We start from the raw sequence: 17,768 nt of genomic DNA on the forward strand, positions 1-17,768 counted from the left end.
AATCCGACTTGCAGGACGTCTATTCCGGCCACAGCCGTGAGTTATGCAAGACGCGCCAGATAGTGAGACTTTGGCCTTCCACGCTGTAGATCAGCAGATAAGGCAGGCCGTTCAGCACCCATTCGCGTGTCTTCGGAGCACGCCCCGGTCTGCCGCTGTCCGGAAAATCCGCCAGATGTTCCGCCGCCGCCTCTATGGCCTCATCGACCCTCGCGGCCGCCGTTACACTGTCATCGGCAATAAACTGAAACGTTTGGATACGGTCATCAAGGGCCGATGCCGACCACTGAATGATCATTGGCCCTTCGCATCGCGGCGCGCCAGAACCTGAGCCTGAGCCTTGATATCCGCCATGCGGGCGTGGGCGTCCGCATGGGAAACAGGCGGTCGGGGGTCGTCCATGGCTTCGCGGACCTTATCACGAAGCCAGGCGTCATAGCTTTGCGGATCGACGGTCAGCCCGGCGGGCAAGGCCCCTTCATTGGCAATGCGCGTCAACAGAATACGCACGGCGTCAGAAACCGTCAGCCCCATCTGGCTGAGCACAGCCCCGGCCCGTTCCTTGATCGCGCCGTCAACGCGCGCCTGCACCACTTCGCTTGCCGCCATTGCACACCTGCCTCTCAAAGGCAGTGTACTTCATTTGAACGACAAACACCAGCCATCAGGAACGTGAGTTCAGATCACCCCACAACGCCCTGGCCATTTCCGCAAACCGTTCCGCCATCGGGCCATCGCGCAGCGGCGTGGCGCGGTCGGCTGCCTGACGTAAGGCCGGATCGAGCGGCACTTCGCCCAGAAACGGCCGTTTCAGCGTCTGCGCCATCTTTTGCGCGCCGCCGCGGCCGAAGATCTCGATCGGCGTACCGTCGGCGCCGACGAAATAGGCCATGTTCTCGATGATACCTAGCACCGGTATCTGCGTCTTGTCGAACAGGGTCACGGCGCGGCGCGCGTCGATCAGCGCCATGTCCTGCGGCGTCGAGACCACCACCGCTCCGTCGATCAGCGTCTTTTGCGTCAGGGTCAGTTGCACATCGCCCGTCCCCGGCGGCAGATCGACGATCAGCACATCGAGGGGGGTTTCCGCCGTGCCCCATTGCGTCTGGGTCAGCAACTGCGTCAGGGCCTGCGACGCCATCGGCCCGCGCCAGATCATCGCCTGATCGGCATCGACCAGAAAGCCGACCGAATTGACCTTCAGGCTAAAGGCGACCGGCGGGAGCATCTTCTTGTCAGCGCTGAACGACGGCGGCGTGTTGAGCCCCAGCATGACCGGACCCGACGGCCCGTAGATGTCGGCATCCAGCCAGCCGACATTCAGCCCCAGCGCCTTCAGCCCCAGCGCCAGATTGAGCGAGACGGTGGACTTGCCCACCCCGCCCTTGCCGGAACCGACCACAACGACGTACCTGACATGGTCCGGGCGGGTCGTGGCGACCGGGGCCTTCGGCTTGCCCTGATCGGCGGCCTGCGGCGACAGCTTGGCCTGCGGACCGGGACGCGGCGTGTGCGGTTCGGCCACTTCGGCGGTCAGAACGACCTGCGCCTTTTCGATGCCGGGCAGGGCCGCCAGCACGGCCTCGGCAGCCTCGCGCACCGGTGCATAGCGTTCGACCTGCGCCGCCGGCACCTCCAGCATGAAGCCCGCGCGCGTGCCCGATACGGTCAGGCCGCGCACCAGCCCGACCTTGGCCAGCCCCTGCCCGCTCACCGGGTCGATGACCGTATTGAGCGCGTCGAGTACCTGCTGTTTGTCGAGATCGGGCATATTTGTCTTTCCGCTGGGTCTTCAGGGCCGTATAGGCGGAAATAGGAACGACACAACCCCTTTTGCAGACCCTGCCGATGCCAGACCCTCACATTCTGTTGCTGGGCGGCCCGACCGCTTCGGGTAAGACGGCGCGCGCGCTGGATTGGGCGGCAAAGACCGGCGGGGTGATCCTCAATGCCGATTCGATGCAACTCTATGCCGATGTGCCGCGGCTGACGGCACGCCCGGATGCGGCGGAGAGCGCGCAGGCCCGGCACGAGCTGTATGGTTTTTTGCCCCCGGATCAGCAGTGGTCCACCGGTGACTGGCTGCGCGCCGCCCTGCCCTTTATTACTGCCGCACAGACAGGCGAAACGCCCCTGTGTATCGTCGGCGGCACCGGGCTCTATTTCCTCACTCTGGTGCGCGGACTGGCCGAAATCCCGGAAATCGAGTCTGAGGTGCGTGAGCGTGCCCGCGCCACCTATGACGAACAGGGGGAAGACTTTGTGCGCGACACCTTGCGCCAGCTCGACCCGGTCACGGAGGCGCGTCTGGCCCCCCATGATCGCCAGCGCCTGTGCCGCGCGCTGGAGGTGGTGTGGCAGACCGGACGCGCCTTGAGCGACTGGCAGACCGATACCCACCCCCTCCTGCCGCCGGGCAGCTATCGCTTCGACATCCTCAAACCCGACCGCGACGGGCTCTATGCCCGCTGCGACCAGCGCTTTGACCAGATGATCGCGCACGGCGCACTAGACGAGGTGCGCGCCCTGATGGACGCCGGCCTGCACGCCGATTGGCCCATTCTGCGTGTGCTGGGCCTGCCGGAGCTTTGGGCGCATCTGAAGGGCGAAATGACGCTGGATGAGGCCCGCAATCTGGCCAAACAGAAGACCCGCAACTACGCCAAGCGCCAGACGACCTTTTTCGGCAATCAGTTTCCGTAAACAGAATTTCACATATTCCCTCTTCCTAACCGCTTACCTCTCCAATAGATTGCAAGCGATCCAATGGGGGGACATACTATGCCAACAAACCGCAGACACCTTTTGATCGGCGCCACCGTGTCTGCCCTTGCGGCCCTGATTAGCCGCCCCGGCAGAGCTTCGGACGTCTGGCCCGCGCTTAAGGATGTGATCGGTGATCCGGACATGTATGATGTCGCCCTGTCACCGGACGGCACGCAGATCGCCCTCCTCATGCGCTCGGGTAAAACAAAAATCGTCGCCGTTCATACCCTGAAAGACAAGACATCGCGTCGTCTGGTTCTGGGGGATTTCGATGTGCGCTCGGTGAGCTGGGCCAGCGATACGCACGTCATGGTCAATATCTGCCGCACGACGCAAACCGGTTCCGGGCTTTATTCCGACCTCGATCAGATCATCACGGTTGATACACGCAGCGGAAAAAATACCCTGCTTTATGAAAGACAGGCCGGTTATTCTACCGCCGGTGCCTCAGCGGTGCGTATCAAAACCTCCGGCGGCTACTCACTTGCTTCCGTGCAGGCACAGAAAACCATTATGGCCGGCCCGGCCACGATAGAGTCGCTGACAAATGGGGGAACAACGCAAACACTGGCCGGATTTGCTCACCTCGTGCTCAACCGGATCGACTTGGTCAATGGGTTTCCGATCCAGATTGATCGTAGCGAATGGGGCATAGGATGGGCCTTCAGAGGCGACGGCAGCGCCGTGGCCCGCGCTGATTACATATTCACCAGCAACCTGTTTAGCTTGAAATTTAACATAAACGGCGACTGGAAAGAGGTGCTCTCCCAGAAGGTCCCGGTGCTGAATGTGCCCCGTTTGCTAGGCCTGTCGCATGATGGACTGGGTGTTATTATCGATCTGGGCGAAGACCCGCAGGGAGAAGCCGAAGCACGCTGGATCGAATTGCGCCCGGACGGCACGCAGTCACCCGTTGCTCTCAATGGTCGCAAACCTTCGATGGTCCTACACCCCGTCACCCGTCAGATGGTCGGCATCCGCTATGACGAAGACACGACGCGTTACGACTTTTTCGATCCGGTCCTGCAAAAGGTCGGCTTCAATGCCGCCAAGGCCATGCAGGGCTATCGCTATCGCATTGTCGATTGGGCTGAAGACCCGCGCAAACTGCTGCTCTATGTCGAAGGGGCAGACGACGCCGGCACCTACTATTTTGCGGACTTCACCACCGCCGAAGTGGTGGCGATCGGCGAACGACATCCGCACCTTAACGCCGCACACCTGAGCGAAAAGCAAGCGGTAAAGGTTGCGACCGCAGACGGGCTTACGCTCGACACCTACCTCAGCCTGCCCGCAAAAGGAGCCAAGGCACCCGCAGTCATCGTCCTGCCGCATGAGGGGCCGCACTCGCGCGACGACCTGTGGTTCGATCCTCTGGTAACGGTACTTACCTCACGGGGTTATGCGGTGCTCCAGGTCAATTATCGCGGCTCATCCGGCTATGGTATGGGCCTTGTACGGCGCGGCTATGGCGAATGGGGCCGCCGCATCCTCAGCGACCTGTCGGATAGCGTCAAACAATTGGGTGAAAAAGGCCTGATTGATGCACGCCGTGCCTCTATCCTGGGGACCGGTCCTTTCAGCGGTTACGCTGCGCTGGCCAGTGTGGCGCTTGAACCCGACGTCTATCGGTGTGCTATCGGGATCAGCGGTATCTATGACCTTGAGGCCTGGCGCAACTATATCGACATAAGCAAGGGCGGGCGTGAAAGATACGCCGGTCAGTACCTGCGCCGGTCACTTGGCGAAGCCACGAATCTGCGCGCCATTTCACCTGTAAGATTGGTCAGCCGTATTCAGGCCCCAGTGCTGCTGATGCAACTCGAAAAAGACTCGCAAGTGCCACCCGCTCAGATTCGGGATATGGAAAGCGCGCTCAAATCGGCGGCTAAGGTTTATGAAACGGTTAAAATCCGCGACCAGGACCGCCTGTGGCTCAACGAAGCCGCCCGCTTGCAAACCGTAGAGAGCGTGCTGAGCTTTCTTAGCAAGTATAATCCGGCCTAGGGTCCAAACCCGATCAGGTTTGGACCCTAATCACGGCTGTGCTCAGAACCAGATAGCGGGATCGACATCTCTTGCCTTCCGCCATTTTATCATATAATTAAAAAACCTCATTTGCCTATTGTCTGACTAAAAGGCAGGGTTTAATCAGGCTGTTACGGCATCGGCGCGAACCGCTGCCACATGACTATGGGAAACGCAAACAGCTCCTTGATGGGAAAGGCCTGACGCCATGACTCTCCGCAATTCGTCTGCGCTCGCAGCGCTTGTTCTGACGCTGATGGGCGTCAATGCCGCGCAGGCCGCTACGGCCACCAGCGAAACCTTCGGCAAGCTGTCTGACGGCAGCGAGGTCAAGGCCGTGGTGCTGAAAAACGCCAGGGGCGTTTCCGCCAAGGTCATCACCTACGGCGCGACCCTGCAATCGCTGTGGGCGCCCGACCGCAATGGCAAGGCCGCCGAAATCACCATCGGCTATGACGACCTGAAGGGCTATGTCGAAACCCCGCAATATCTGGGGGTGACCGTCGGCCGCTACGCCAACCGCATCGCCAAGGGCAAGTTTACCCTGGATGACAAGACCTATACGCTGGCCACCAACAATAATGGCAACCACCTGCACGGCGGCCTGAAAGGCTTTGACAAGGTCAACTGGACCCTGGCTTCGGTCAAGAGCGGCGGCAAGACGGGCGAGGCTTCGGCCACCTTCACCTACACCTCGGCGGATGGCGAAGAGGGCTATCCCGGCACCATGAAGATCGAGGTGACCTATAGCCTCAATGAAAACAACGATCTGACCATCCGCTACAAGGCGACGACGGACAAGCCGACCATCGTCAACCTGACCAACCATGCCCTGTTCAATCTGGCGGGTGTGGGTTCCGGCCGCTCGGCGCTCGAAGCCTCGCTTCAACTGGAATCAGATGGTTATCTGCCCACCAATGAAACCGCCATCCCCTTCGGCAATATCGCCCCGGTCAAGGGCACGCCGTTCGATTTCACCAAGCCGGCGGTAATCAATGAACGGGTGCGCGATGCCCGTGATCCGCAAATCCTGATCGGCCTCGGCATCGACCACAACTATGTCCTGCGCGGCGGCGTGACCAAGACTCCGAAACAGGCCGTCACGCTGATCGACGCCAAGTCGGGCCGCGGCCTGAAGATCCTGACCACCGAGCCGGGCATTCAGATGTACACCGGTAACTTTCTCGACGGGAAGGTTCCGGGCCGCAACGGTCAAGTCACCCGCATGGGCGACGCCGTGGCCTTCGAAGCCCAGCACTTCCCTGACAGCCCCAACCAGCCGCAGTTCCCGACCACCCGTCTGAACCCCGGCGAAACCTACACCCAGACGACGGTTCACCACCTCTTCGTCGCCAAGTAATCCAAGAAGTAAAGAATCCCCACACCGATGTCCGACCGCAACCTCTCCCGTTCCAAGACCAAGCTCCGTTCGCGCGCCTGGTTCGACAATCCTGAAAACGCCGACATGACGGCGCTCTACCTTGAGCGTTACATGAATTTCGGCCTGTCGCTGGAGGAGTTGCAGTCGGACAAGCCGATCATCGGCATCGCCCAGACCGGGTCCGACCTCAGCCCGTGCAACCGCCATCACCTTGAGCTGGCCAAGCGTATCCGTGACGGCATTATCGAAGCAGGCGGCATCCCTATCGAATTCCCCGTCCACCCCATTCAGGAAACGGGTAAGCGCCCGACGGCAGGCCTTGACCGCAACCTCGCCTATATCGGCCTGGTCGAAGTCATCTATGGCTATCCGCTGGACGGCGTGGTCCTCACCATCGGCTGCGACAAGACGACCCCGGCCTGCCTGATGGCCGCCGCCACCGTCAATATCCCGGCCATCGCCCTGTCGGTCGGCCCCATGCTCAACGGCTGGTACAAGGGTGAGCGCACCGGTTCCGGCACCATCGTGTGGAAGGCCCGCGAACTGCTGGCCGCCGGGGAAATCGACTATCAGGGCTTTATCAAGCTGGTGGCCTCTTCGGCGCCTTCTACCGGCTACTGCAACACCATGGGCACAGCGACGACCATGAACAGCCTGGCGGAAGCGCTGGGGATGCAGCTCCCCTACTCGGCGGCCATCCCGGCCCCGCACCGCGACCGTCAGGAATGCGCCTACCGCACGGGCAAGCGTATCGTCGATATGGTCCACGAAGACCTGAAGCCGTCGGACATCCTGACCAAGGAAGCCTTTATCAACGCCATCCGCGTCAATTCGGCCATTGGTGGTTCGACCAATGCCCCCATCCACCTCAATGCGCTGGCCCGTCATATCGGCGTGGACCTGAAGATCGAGGAATGGCAGCAGTATGGCGAAGAGGTGCCGCTGCTGGTCAACCTGATGCCGGCCGGCGAATATCTGGGCGAAGACTATCACCATGCCGGCGGCGTCCCCGCCGTGGTGGGTCAGTTGATCAAGCACGGCCTGATCCATGAAAACGCCATCACCGCCAACGGCAAGACCATTGGCGAAAACTGCCGAGATGCGGTCATCGAGGACGAGCGCGTCATCCGCCCGTTCGAGCAACCGCTGAAGCTGGCCGCCGGGTTCCGCGTCCTGTCGGGCAATCTGTTCGACTCGGCGGTCATGAAGGTCTCGGTCATCAGCCCCGAATTCCGTGAGCGCTATCTGTCCGATCCGGCCTCGCCCAACGCCTTTACCGGTCGCGCCATCGTCTTCGACGGCCCGGAAGACTATCACCACCGCATCGACGACGAATCGCTGAACATCGACGAGCACTGCATCCTGTTCATGCGCGGTGCTGGCCCCATCGGCTATCCGGGTGCCGCCGAAGTCGTCAATATGCGCGCCCCCAACTACCTGTTGAAGCGCGGCGTCACCTCGCTGGCCTGCATCGGCGATGGCCGTCAGTCGGGTACGTCGGGTTCGCCCTCCATCCTCAACGCCTCTCCCGAAGCGGCGGCGGGCGGCAACCTCGCCATCCTGCAAACGGGCGATCAGGTGCGCGTCGATCTCAACGACAATACGGTCAATGTCCTGATCTCTGACGCGGAAATCGCCGAGCGCCGCGCCGCGCTTGAGGCCGCCGGTGGCTTCCAGTATCCGGCGCACCAGACGCCGTGGCAGGAACTGCAACGCAGCGTCGTCGGTCAGATGGGGTCGGGCATGGTCCTCGAAACCGCCGTCAAGTATCAGCGCATCGCTCAGGTCGGGGCCGGTGTGCCGCGAGACAATCACTAAACCCACGTCTGCTACGGCTTGATTCACCGCAGGAGGCCGCGCCTCCGGCGGTTTTTCATATCGGCACACGGCTGATTACGATTTAGCCTTATACTCACAAGTGTTTTAACGGTCCAAAATCGTATCCGTGATGATTTTATATACACTATATTACCGCAAAAAATAATATAGCGCCTCCGTATCAAGTGAAATAATTCCAGTAAACACGATCTTTACACTTAATCCTGTACACATGAGGCAATCGCGTTCTGTGTTTGCGGGTGCTTTCCTATGTCCATTCGTTTGCGTCTGATGGCCCTGATCGGCTCGTTCGGTATCATGGCCCTGCTCATCACCGGTCTCGCCCTGGTGTCGCTGCAACGCTACAAGACGATGATGACCGAGTACGGGGCCGCCTACGAACACGCTTACGACATCGAACGCATCAATCACATGGTCAGCAATGTCGTGATGGAGTCGCGCGGCATCTACCTGTCGCAGGACACGGCTGAGGCCAGGGTGTTTAGCGATCGCCTGTCGCACAATCTCGATGAACTGGACGGATTGCTGAACGAGTGGCGGCAGTCAAAAGACCCGGAGGAGCGCGCCCGCTACGCCGAAATCGAACCGGCGGTCCGTGACTTCCTCACCAAACGCCGTGACATGGTCAGGCTGACCGATGAGGGCAAGATCGCGCAGGTAACGGCGCTGGGCAAGGCCGGGCGCGAAGACCGCATCCGTCTTCAGCAGACACTCGACACACTGGTGGCCGAAGCGCACAAGGATCTGGCGCAGACCCAGGCCGAGGCGGCGGCTTTTTCGGAACAGCGCGGCCGGACGTTTCTGATCATGGCGCTGGTGTCGATTGCGGGCATACTGTGTCTGTCGGCAGTCGCCATCATGCACTTTATCACGCGCCCCTTGCGCCACGTTGCCGGAACCATCATCAGCCTGTCGGAAGGCAAGCTCGATACACCGGTGCCGGAAGAGACCGACGACAAGGGAGAGGTGGCCGAACTGTGGCGCGCCATCGCCCGGCTCAAGGCCCACGCTATCGAGGCGGAAAAGATCGTCGAGGCTCAGCGTGAGGCCGAACGCCTGCAAGCGCTGGAAGCCCGTCAGCTGATACTGGACTGACCCGATTTACGGTAAATGGTCGAACGGTGGATACCCAGTGCCCGCGCCGCCGCGCTGACATTGCCGCCATGCGCTTCAAGCGCGCGCCGGATGGCCGCCGTCTCCACATCGTCCAGCCGCCCCTCGGTCAGTGGGGCTAACGCCGGAGCCGTCCCGTCTTCCTCCCAGCGGGCATGATAGAGCCGCCCTTCGTGGTCGCGCAGGTGCAGCGCGCCGGGCCGCAAGCCCCCGGCATCAAACAGGTCGTCAAAGCGCAGGCTGTCGAGATCGTCCCAGTTACGCCCGGTCAACGACAGGCCACGGCGATTGGCGGCGACCACCACCCCGTCACGGAAGACCAGAATACCTTCCCGCGCTGCCCCCAGCAGGCTGGAATCGCTATGGAAACGTAGGGTCTGGCACGACTCGAAGCCTTCGCGGAACAGGCGGTGTTCGATCTGTTCGACCGCCAGCCGCATCAGACCCAGCATATGACCGCCCTGCATATGGGCAGGGGTCGAGAGGTCGAGCACCCCCAGCACCGCGCCGCGCGGGTCGATAATCGGAGTCGCGGCGCAGCTTAACACGCGGTGCGCCTGAAAATAGTGCTCGGCGCCATTGACGGCCACCGGGCGGCGCTCGGCAATAGCGGTGCCGATCGCATTGGTGCCGGTACCGTCCTCGCTCCACAAAACGCCGGGCCGCAACGCCACCTCCGCCGCCTTGCCCGCAAAGCCCGGATCGCCGACGGCATCGAGGATTTCGCCGCGCGCATTGGTCAGGATAACGATGCCGGAAAGCTCGCGTGCCTCGGCGTGCAGGGCGTCCAGTTCCGGGCGCGAGATACGACGCAAAGCCTCGTGCTTTTCATGCAGCAGGCGCACATCGCTGGTCGAAGGGGCTTCGGTGCGCGGATCAGCGGCGGCGTTCAGCCCCATATCGGCGCAGCGTATCCACGAGCGCAGTATGGCGTGTCCTACCTGATCCACGGGCAGGCTGTGCTTCTCGAAGAAGGCCTTGCGCGCCGCCTCGACGCGGATCGGATCGGTGGTCATGGTTTCCTGCCGCATTATCGTTCGTTGCAGGCATTATGCGCCCGCTTTGGGCATCTGTCATCTGTCGCAAAATGCGACATATTCGACACCTGTGACGCAGCCTGCGACAGCGGGGATTGGCGGGGTTTCACAATGCGCGTGATGCTGCGGCGCATCATGTTTGTCCGTGCTTGCGACAGGCCTTCGCTGGGGCGCAGGCTGGGTGCCTCAGGGGTTAACACCAGATAAGGACAACTCGCATGACCAAGCATGAACGCGATCTCACCGCCGCCACACCCTTCAAAACCCGCTACGGCAACTTTATCGGCGGGGAATGGGTCGAACCGGTCAATGGCCGTTACATGGACAATATCTCCCCGGTAAACGGTCAGAAGCTGTGCGAAGTGCCGCGCTCCGACGCGCAGGACATCGAGCGCGCGCTGGATGCGGCCCACAAGGTCAAATCAGCCTGGGGCCGCACCTCGGTGACCGAGCGCTCCAACATCCTTCTGAAGATCGCCGACCGCCTCGAAGCCAATCTCAGCCTCGTCGCCGAGGCCGAAACCTGGGACAATGGCAAGCCGCTGCGCGAAACCACCGCCGCCGACATTCCGCTGGCCATCGACCATTTCCGCTATTTCGCCGGCTGCATCCGCGCGCAGGAAGGCTCGATCGGCGAACTGGACCACGACACGGTCGCCTATCATTTCCATGAGCCGCTGGGCGTTGTGGGTCAGATCATCCCGTGGAACTTCCCCATCCTGATGGCGGCATGGAAGCTGGCCCCCGCTCTGGCCGCCGGTAACTGCGTGGTGCTGAAGCCCGCTGAACAGACCCCGGCCTCGATCCTTGTCGTCGCCGAACTGATCGCCGACCTGCTGCCGCCGGGCGTTCTCAACATCGTCAACGGCACCGGCATCGAGGCGGGCGCGCCGCTGGCCAAAAGCCCGCGCATCGCCAAGATCGCCTTCACCGGCTCGACCGGCGTCGGCAAGGAGATCATGCGCTCCGCCGCCGACAACCTGACCAACATCACGCTGGAGCTGGGCGGCAAGTCGCCCAACGTCTTCTTCGCCGATGTGATGGACGAAGACGACGCCTTCCTCGACAAGGCGCTGGAAGGCTTTGCCTTCTTCGCTCTCAATCAGGGCGAGGTCTGCACCTGTCCGTCGCGGGCTCTGGTCCACGAGTCGATCTATGACACGTTTATGGAAAAGGCCATCAAGCGCGTCGAAGCCATCACGCAGGGCGACCCGCTGAACATGGGCACGATGATCGGCGCTCAGGCTTCTCTGGAGCAGTACGAGAAGATCCAGAAATATCTCGATATCGGCAAGGCGGAAGGCGCCAAGGTGCTGACCGGCGGCGAAGCCAACCATCTGTCCGGCGACCTGAAGGACGGCTTCTATATCAAGCCGACCATCTTCGAAGGCCACAACAAGATGCGCGTCTTCCAGGAGGAAATCTTCGGTCCCGTCGTTTCGGTTACCACCTTCAAGACGGTGGAAGAGGCTATCGAAATCGCCAATGACACCATCTATGGTCTGGGTGCCGGTGTGTGGAGCCGCGACATGAATACCGCCTATCGCGCCGGTCGCGGTATAGAAGCCGGCCGCGTGTGGACCAACTGCTACCACGCCTACCCGGCCCACGCCGCCTTTGGTGGCTACAAGCAGTCGGGCATCGGGCGCGAAACGCACAAGATGATGCTCGACCACTATCAGCAGACGAAGAATATTCTCGTCTCCTATCAGCCGGCCAAGCTCGGCTTCTTCTGATCGGAAATGCAAAAGCGCGGTGGGTGTTGAAGCCCCCGCGCTGTTTTTACGCGCGCCCATCCGTCGCATGGCGGCACGGCCCCCTGCGGCGCATCATGCTTCTCATACCAACGGCCGAAGATGCTGACCGCATCCGGCCGTTGAAAACTCGAGACTGTCTCATACGTGTCAGCGACATGAGACAGTCTCGAAAGGCATACCAAGAGTCATTTTCAATGACCCTTGGTATCATACCCATCCGCAGGAGAAACGCAGCATGGCCAGAACCATGAAGGCGGCCGTTGTCCGCCAGTTCGGCAAACCCCTCACCATCGACGAAGTGCCGGTGCCGGAACCCGGCGAAGGCCTGATTCAGGTGGCCATTCAGGCCTCAGGCGTCTGTCACACCGACCTGCACGCCGCCGAAGGCGACTGGCCGGTGAAGCCCAATCCCCCCTTCATCCCCGGTCACGAAGGCGTCGGTTACGTTTCGGCGGTGGGCAAGGGCGTCAAGCACGTCAAGGAAGGCGACCGCGTCGGCGTGCCGTGGCTCTATACGGCCTGTGGCCATTGCCGCCACTGTCTGGGCGGGTGGGAAACCCTGTGCGAATCCCAGCTCAACACCGGCTATTCGGTCAATGGCGGCTTTGCCGAATACGTGGTGGCCGATCCGAACTTCGTCGGTCACCTGCCCAAAAACATCAGCTTTACCGAAATCGCGCCGGTCCTGTGCGCGGGCGTGACTGTCTATAAGGGGCTGAAGGTCACCGACACCAAACCTGGCGACTGGGTGGTTATTTCCGGCGTCGGCGGTCTGGGCCACATGGCCGTGCAGTACGCCAAGGCCATGGGGCTCAACGTCGCCGCCGTCGATATTGACGACGCCAAGCTCGACCTCGCCCGCCGTCTGGGCGCGACCGTGACGGTCAATGCCAAAACGGAAGCCGATCCGGCGGCCTATATCAAGAAAGCCACGGATGGCGGCGCGCAGGGCGTGCTCGTCACCGCGGTTTCGACCACCGCCTTCAAACAGGCGCTCGGCATGGTGTCGCGCGGCGGTACGGTGTCTCTGAATGGTCTGCCGCCGGGGGAATTCCCGCTCGACATCTTCGGCATGGTGCTCAATGGCGTCACTGTGCGCGGCTCCATCGTCGGCACGCGACTCGACCTTCAGGAATCGCTCGATTTCGCCAGCGACGGCAAGGTCAAGGCGACCATCGCCACCGAAAAGCTGGAAAACATCAACGACATCTTTGCGCGTATGCACAAGGGGCAGATCGAAGGCCGCGTCGTGCTCGACCTGACGGCGTGACGTTTTTTTGTCTCCGGCCCTTTCCCTCAAGCGCCGGAGACCTTATGTTACACCTGTTCCTTCGGGGACTATGGGGATAAACGCCCACGTAATAAGCGGACTGGACCCGGGTGCGATTCCCGGCGGCTCCACCATTTCCCTCCGTTTGCGGAGCCTATGGGGCCGATCAGCATCGACAGACGTGTAAAGGTGTAGCCTTCCCTCAGTTTGAGCCTCTGTGATCGGCTCAAAATTATAGTTGCGAACGATAACTTCGCTTCGGATCAAGCTCTTGCTGCGTAATGCGGCGGATCTAATCCACCTCAACTCCTAGGGCTTAAGCTCCCTAGGCGGGGCCCGGCGAGGGCCTGGCAACAGAACCTCGCCACTTCCTCCACATTCCGATCAGGCCCTCGCGTTCTTAAATCAGGATTTGGGGGCCTGGCAACAGAACCTCGCCACTTCCTCCACATTCCGATCAGGCCCGCGCCAATTGTAAGTGAAGATGGGGGACGCCTGGCAACAGAAGTCCAGCACCTCCTCTCTCCAAAGCCATCACAAGTCGGGGAAATCTCGCACCTGCGGGCATTTTGCTGTTTTGTTTCAGCCGCACCGTGTTAAGTCTGGAGCAGATTCACTCCCCCAATGCAGGTACCCCGCCCGACATGACCGATACGCCGTCCGTCATTGACCACATGGATTATGCGACCCTGACCCAGAACGCGCTGCGCGGTGTGATCCGCGAAGCCCTGATCAAGGCGTCGCACCCGCAGGGCCTGCCCGGAGACCACCACTTCTACGTCACCTTCCTGACGCGCGCCGAAGGGGTCAGCGTCCCCGAAGACCTGCTGCGCCGCTATCCGCGCGACATCACCATCGTGCTGCAGCACCAGTATCGCGAACTGAAGGTCGAAGGCGACCGCATCAGCGTGACCCTGAGCTTTGGCGGCGTGCCCAAGGTGCTGCGCTTCCCCCTGTCGGCCATCACCCGCTTCTATGACCCCAGCGTGCAGTTCATTCTCGAGTTCGACGTCGAAGAACCGCTGGAGGCCAATGATGACGGCGGCCCCATCGCGGACACAGCTCCGCCGTCAGAGGCCGGCGCGACCACTGAACCCGATCCGGACGCCCCGCCCCCCGATACCGGGCCAAAGGTCGTCTCGCTCGATCAGTTCCGCAAGAAATAGCCGCCGCCTTCCGCAGGGTTTCGCCACATGCGCCAACCGTCTGCCCGCCTAATCGCCCTGCTCGCTGCCGGATGCCTGTATGCTGGGATCGGTCTGCCCGTTCTCGCCGCGACTCCGGTGCTGCCCGTCGCCGCGCCTGTGACGGAGAGCCCGGCCGCGCAGGCCCCGGACGTCCCGGTGGTACGCACGCCACGCCCGACCCCGCGCCGCCCCACACCGACCCCGGTCGCGGTTGAGCCTTTGCCCGCCACGCGGCCGGTGAGCGCCGACGATATCGAATCCTTCACCGATGCCACCGTGTCTGCCCTGATGCAGCGCGATCATGTGCTGGGGGTGACGGTCGCCGTGGTGCAGGGCGGCACACCCCTGCTGATCAAGGGCTACGGCTATGATCGCCTGATGCCCCGCCGAGCCGTCGATGCCCAGACCAGCCTGTTCCGCATCGGCTCGATCACCAAGACCTTTACCTGGATCGCGGTGCGTCAGGAGATCGAGGCCGGACGCATTCGGCTGGATGGCCCCGTAGCCGCCTATCTGCCCGAAGACATCTTTGCCAAGGACCGGCGGTTCAAGCCGATCCGTATGCGCGACCTGATGGCCCATACGGCGGGGTTTGAAGACACCTCTCTGGGGCATCTCTTCCGGCTCGAAGACGGGCGCATCGAATCCACCGACACCTATTTTCGACGTCATGCGCCGCAGCGCATCCGCGAACCGGGCAGCTTCGCCACCTATTCCAACTATGGGGCGGCACTGGCCGCCCGCGCGGCCGCCCGCACGGCTGAGGCCAAAGACGTGCCCACCCTGATGGAGGCGCGCATATTCCGGCCGCTGGGCCTCGCATCGACCACCCTGCGCGAACCTTATGATCCGGCGCTGATCCACCCCAATGCCGCCGCCGAAGGCCTGCCGGCACCCATGCCGGGGGGCCTGTCCGACCGCCTGTCGCAGGGCTTTATCTGGGATGGCGCGACCTTCCGGCCTCAGCCCTTCGACCACGCCCTGCCGATGGCGGGGGCGCTGGGGGCTTCGACCACCGCCGCCGACATGGCACGTTATATGTCGCTTCTGCTGGGCAATGGCCGCTTTGACGGCGCGACCCTGTTCGGCCCCGCCTCGGCTCAGGCCTTCCGCTCGCCGCTCCTGACCATGCCGAAGGGCTATAACGGCTGGGCGTCGGGCCTGCGCATGGGCGAGACCGCGCAGGGGCTGAAGACCTATGGCCATACCGGGGCGACCCTGTGGTTCAACGCCAACATGATTCTGGTGCCGGAGCGCAATCTGGGCATCTTCATTGCGGCCAATACCGAAACCGGCGACACCCTGACACGCGCCTATCCCGAACTGCTGATCCAGCACGTCGAGGGCGTCGCGACCCCCGCCCCGCGTCAGCCGGTTCAGAGCTATGAGGCCGATCGCGCCTATTTCGATTCCTTGCGCGGGGCCTATGTTTCGACGCGGCGCGCCTATGGCGGGCTCGAAGGTGCGGTAACGCGACTGATCAACACAGTGGAGGTCGATGCCGATGCCCAGGGCCGCCTGATCGTCAGCGCGCCCGACGGGTCTTCGGCCTATGTCGCCGCCGCCGCGCGTGGCTTTTTCACGCCGCAGGACGTCAATCCGCTGGGGCCGCAGATCGGCAATGACGGTCTGCATTTTCTGTTCCGTCCGAAGGGCGGCCACGCCACCGCCTTTGAAACCACGGCCAATATGGCGCGTTATGAGCGCGTCGGCTGGTTTCACCGGCCCTCCACCCTCTATGTGCTGACGGCGCTCATGCTGGGGTCGTGCGTGCTGGTGCTGATGGGGCTGAGCCGCGTGGGACAGCGCGACCACCCGACCGACGCGCAGGTGGCGGCGACGTGGATTTCCTACGCCACTGCGGCCGTGTGGATACTGGCCATCGCCCTGTTCAATAGCTGGCGTCAGGGCCTGACCGGCGACCCCAGCGCCCTGTTTACGCGCTGGCCCAGCGGTCAGTTGCAGATGGCCTCATGGCTGGCGGTTGTGGCTTCGCTGGCGACCTTGTTTCAGCTCGGCAACCTCTACCGCGTCTATGAAGAGGCCAATTACCATGCCGACGGCTGGGCCCTGTGGCAAAAGGCGGCGCATACGGCGCTCAATCTCGGCTGGCTGAGCTACGCCCTGCTGCTGATGAGCTGGGGCGCGCTCACACCGTGGGGCTAAACCCCAAACCCTACCGTTTCAGCGCATAGACGCGGATGTGGATTTGCTCGCGTTCGCCCTCGAAGCGTTCGACCAGCAGGCGCGCCACCTGACTGTCGTCGTGAAAGACAAACCCCTTGATGGCATCGAGCAGCGCCTTGGCGAGGTTATCGAGGTCCATCCACGGCGGATCACCGACGTGCTCCATGCGGATTTCGACCGCATAGTCGCCCCAGGCCGGACGCGATCCCCGCCACTCTTTGCGGAAAAACTCATAGACCAGAGGCTTGTAATATTTGGCCTGCGTCGTCAGTCCATCAATGAAGAGTTCGATCCCCTCATCGGTTTCCCGCGCCCGCACCTTACCAAAGACGGTCCAGGTCATTGAGCCTGTCCGTAAACCTGCTCAATCCACACAGCAGCCAGACGTTTGAAATCCAGAAAGGTGACTTCACTTGGGGCCAAACGACTTTCACGACACAGGGCGGGGAAGCTCTCCATAAAACCCGCATATTCCGTCGCGATTACGCTTCCACCCGGCACTTCAGTCAACCGCGCTTCGGTACGTAGCCAGATAGAGACCTCAGCAATCAATGCCTCAACACCCCCATTATAGGTTCGGATGTCCTGACCCGCGATGTCAGACAGGAACTTTTGATAGCGAAAAGCCTTTATATCGAGCACAAGGGCTGTTTTGGCGCGCTGCTTAGGCCCGCCAAAACTATGCGCCCCTAGAAACAAGCCCAATTCAAAAGGCATGTTAAAGCGAGGCAAAGGATAATCTGCATCCCTATCTGGATCGCCGTACAAGCCTGTGTACGATATATCATGAATACCAAAACGGCACTCTCTGATCAGACGACATATTTTGTCATAGCGGTTTTCAATGGAATTATCAGCTTCAAGTGCGCAACGCGGCTCAAGTCCTGATCGAAGTACCGCGTACGTTATCGCCCAAAAACGATTCCTATAATCCACAGAGAATGGGCAGTTAATGAAGACATCTGTGGCATTCATCCAAATAATCAGTCCTCGGACTTCACCGCATTGGCCTGTGCTTGGCGTACAGCCACCACCGCTCTACGCGCTTGCGCCAGAGTAATATTGTCCACGCGACCTTTAGGCCGCAGGATTTTTACCCCGTCCTTGGTCACGCCAAGGTATCCGCTACCGTAGTGTCCGGTTCCGGAGAATTTCGACTTAGACCGCTTACGCGCAGCGGGGGTATTTTGCGCTGTATCTGCC

At 61.6% G+C, this 17,768-nt stretch carries 15 protein-coding genes and 1 other RNA gene; 10 read left to right on the forward strand and 6 right to left on the reverse strand.

Annotated features, from left to right (window positions below; all coding sequences use genetic code 11):
• Window positions 1-19: 19 nt before the first annotated feature.
• Genes AACH73_RS08025 through AACH73_RS08035 form a run of 3 tightly spaced genes read right to left on the reverse strand, consistent with a single transcriptional unit; the run spans window position 20 to window position 1,771 of the window.
• On the reverse strand, window positions 20-298 hold the full coding sequence (locus AACH73_RS08025) for a type II toxin-antitoxin system RelE/ParE family toxin (RefSeq protein WP_272741367.1): 279 nt from the start codon (window positions 296-298) through the stop codon (window positions 20-22).
• Window positions 295-609 (reverse strand): type II toxin-antitoxin system RelB/DinJ family antitoxin, encoded by a 315-nt coding sequence (locus AACH73_RS08030; RefSeq protein ID WP_272741368.1) that lies wholly within the window; start codon window positions 607-609, stop codon window positions 295-297. The genes AACH73_RS08025 and AACH73_RS08030 overlap by 4 nt, the downstream gene beginning before the upstream one ends.
• Window positions 610-664: 55 nt before the next feature.
• Window positions 665-1,771 carry an Mrp/NBP35 family ATP-binding protein gene (locus tag AACH73_RS08035; protein WP_272741369.1) on the reverse strand — a complete coding sequence of 369 codons (1,107 nt, stop codon included), beginning with the start codon at window positions 1,769-1,771 and terminating at the stop codon, window positions 665-667.
• A 77-nt stretch (window positions 1,772-1,848) separates the two neighbouring features.
• Between AACH73_RS08035 and miaA the strand changes: the two genes are divergently transcribed.
• The 5 genes from miaA to AACH73_RS08060 all read left to right on the forward strand — a co-directional run bounded on the left by miaA (window position 1,849) and on the right by AACH73_RS08060 (window position 9,109).
• Window positions 1,849-2,703, forward strand: coding sequence for a tRNA (adenosine(37)-N6)-dimethylallyltransferase MiaA (miaA, locus tag AACH73_RS08040; RefSeq protein ID WP_338734519.1), 855 nt, complete (start codon window positions 1,849-1,851; stop codon window positions 2,701-2,703).
• Window positions 2,704-2,820: 117 nt separating this feature from the next.
• A complete protein-coding gene (locus AACH73_RS08045; RefSeq protein WP_338734521.1) occupies window positions 2,821-4,773 on the forward strand; it encodes a prolyl oligopeptidase family serine peptidase in 1,953 nt (650 codons plus the stop codon).
• 229 nt (window positions 4,774-5,002) lie between these two features.
• Window positions 5,003-6,154, forward strand: coding sequence for an aldose epimerase family protein (locus AACH73_RS08050; protein ID WP_338734522.1), 1,152 nt, complete (start codon window positions 5,003-5,005; stop codon window positions 6,152-6,154).
• 27 nt (window positions 6,155-6,181) lie between these two features.
• Window positions 6,182-7,993 (forward strand): IlvD/Edd family dehydratase, encoded by a 1,812-nt coding sequence (locus tag AACH73_RS08055; RefSeq protein WP_338734523.1) that lies wholly within the window; start codon window positions 6,182-6,184, stop codon window positions 7,991-7,993.
• A 270-nt stretch (window positions 7,994-8,263) separates the two neighbouring features.
• Window positions 8,264-9,109 (forward strand): MCP four helix bundle domain-containing protein, encoded by an 846-nt coding sequence (locus AACH73_RS08060; RefSeq protein WP_338734524.1) that lies wholly within the window; start codon window positions 8,264-8,266, stop codon window positions 9,107-9,109.
• On the opposite strand, the gene AACH73_RS08065 is transcribed toward AACH73_RS08060, so the two are convergent.
• On the reverse strand, window positions 9,091-10,143 hold the full coding sequence (locus AACH73_RS08065) for a helix-turn-helix domain-containing protein (RefSeq protein ID WP_272741374.1): 1,053 nt from the start codon (window positions 10,141-10,143) through the stop codon (window positions 9,091-9,093). The genes AACH73_RS08060 and AACH73_RS08065 overlap by 19 nt on opposite strands.
• Window positions 10,144-10,382: 239 nt before the next feature.
• Here AACH73_RS08065 and adh point away from each other — a divergent pair, with 239 nt between their 5' ends.
• The 5 genes from adh (at window position 10,383) to AACH73_RS08090 (ending at window position 16,544) form a co-directional block, all read left to right on the forward strand.
• Window positions 10,383-11,900 carry an aldehyde dehydrogenase gene (adh, locus tag AACH73_RS08070; RefSeq protein WP_338734525.1) on the forward strand — a complete coding sequence of 506 codons (1,518 nt, stop codon included), beginning with the start codon at window positions 10,383-10,385 and terminating at the stop codon, window positions 11,898-11,900.
• Window positions 11,901-12,156: 256 nt separating this feature from the next.
• Window positions 12,157-13,191, forward strand: a complete 1,035-nt coding sequence (adhP, locus tag AACH73_RS08075) for an alcohol dehydrogenase AdhP (RefSeq protein WP_272741376.1) — start codon at window positions 12,157-12,159, stop codon at window positions 13,189-13,191.
• Between the two features lie 16 nt (window positions 13,192-13,207).
• Window positions 13,208-13,560, forward strand: a transfer-messenger RNA (tmRNA) gene (gene ssrA / locus AACH73_RS08080).
• A 275-nt stretch (window positions 13,561-13,835) separates the two neighbouring features.
• A complete protein-coding gene (locus tag AACH73_RS08085) occupies window positions 13,836-14,357 on the forward strand; it encodes a ClpXP protease specificity-enhancing factor SspB (protein WP_272741377.1) in 522 nt (173 codons plus the stop codon).
• A 27-nt stretch (window positions 14,358-14,384) separates the two neighbouring features.
• Window positions 14,385-16,544 carry a serine hydrolase domain-containing protein gene (locus tag AACH73_RS08090; protein ID WP_272741378.1) on the forward strand — a complete coding sequence of 720 codons (2,160 nt, stop codon included), beginning with the start codon at window positions 14,385-14,387 and terminating at the stop codon, window positions 16,542-16,544.
• Window positions 16,545-16,554: 10 nt separating this feature from the next.
• Here AACH73_RS08090 and AACH73_RS08095 read toward each other — a convergent pair whose 3' ends face one another.
• Entirely contained in the window at window positions 16,555-16,908 is a 354-nt protein-coding gene (locus AACH73_RS08095; RefSeq protein ID WP_272741379.1) for a RusA family crossover junction endodeoxyribonuclease, read from the reverse strand.
• Window positions 16,905-17,540, reverse strand: coding sequence for a hypothetical protein (locus tag AACH73_RS08100; RefSeq protein WP_338734526.1), 636 nt, complete (start codon window positions 17,538-17,540; stop codon window positions 16,905-16,907). The genes AACH73_RS08095 and AACH73_RS08100 overlap by 4 nt, the downstream gene beginning before the upstream one ends.
• Window positions 17,541-17,768 lie beyond the last annotated feature (228 nt).

Source organism: Asticcacaulis sp. DW145, from assembly GCF_037101385.1.
Taxonomy (GTDB): domain Bacteria; phylum Pseudomonadota; class Alphaproteobacteria; order Caulobacterales; family Caulobacteraceae; genus Asticcacaulis; species Asticcacaulis currens.

What these genes read in the sequence shown, in the direction of transcription:
- AACH73_RS08025 (WP_272741367.1), bottom strand. Translation starts at nt 298, where the DNA reads ATGATCATTCAGTGGTCGGCATCGGCCCTTGATGACCGTATCCAAACG.
- AACH73_RS08030 (WP_272741368.1), bottom strand. Translation starts at nt 609, where the DNA reads ATGGCGGCAAGCGAAGTGGTGCAGGCGCGCGTTGACGGCGCGATCAAG.
- AACH73_RS08035 (WP_272741369.1), bottom strand. Translation starts at nt 1,771, where the DNA reads ATGCCCGATCTCGACAAACAGCAGGTACTCGACGCGCTCAATACGGTC.
- miaA (WP_338734519.1), top strand. Translation starts at nt 1,849, where the DNA reads ATGCCAGACCCTCACATTCTGTTGCTGGGCGGCCCGACCGCTTCGGGT.
- AACH73_RS08050 (WP_338734522.1), top strand. Translation starts at nt 5,003, where the DNA reads ATGACTCTCCGCAATTCGTCTGCGCTCGCAGCGCTTGTTCTGACGCTG.
- AACH73_RS08055 (WP_338734523.1), top strand. Translation starts at nt 6,182, where the DNA reads ATGTCCGACCGCAACCTCTCCCGTTCCAAGACCAAGCTCCGTTCGCGC.
- AACH73_RS08060 (WP_338734524.1), top strand. Translation starts at nt 8,264, where the DNA reads ATGTCCATTCGTTTGCGTCTGATGGCCCTGATCGGCTCGTTCGGTATC.
- AACH73_RS08065 (WP_272741374.1), bottom strand. Translation starts at nt 10,143, where the DNA reads ATGACCACCGATCCGATCCGCGTCGAGGCGGCGCGCAAGGCCTTCTTC.
- adh (WP_338734525.1), top strand. Translation starts at nt 10,383, where the DNA reads ATGACCAAGCATGAACGCGATCTCACCGCCGCCACACCCTTCAAAACC.
- adhP (WP_272741376.1), top strand. Translation starts at nt 12,157, where the DNA reads ATGGCCAGAACCATGAAGGCGGCCGTTGTCCGCCAGTTCGGCAAACCC.
- AACH73_RS08085 (WP_272741377.1), top strand. Translation starts at nt 13,836, where the DNA reads ATGACCGATACGCCGTCCGTCATTGACCACATGGATTATGCGACCCTG.
- AACH73_RS08090 (WP_272741378.1), top strand. Translation starts at nt 14,385, where the DNA reads ATGCGCCAACCGTCTGCCCGCCTAATCGCCCTGCTCGCTGCCGGATGC.
- AACH73_RS08095 (WP_272741379.1), bottom strand. Translation starts at nt 16,908, where the DNA reads ATGACCTGGACCGTCTTTGGTAAGGTGCGGGCGCGGGAAACCGATGAG.
- AACH73_RS08100 (WP_338734526.1), bottom strand. Translation starts at nt 17,540, where the DNA reads ATGAATGCCACAGATGTCTTCATTAACTGCCCATTCTCTGTGGATTAT.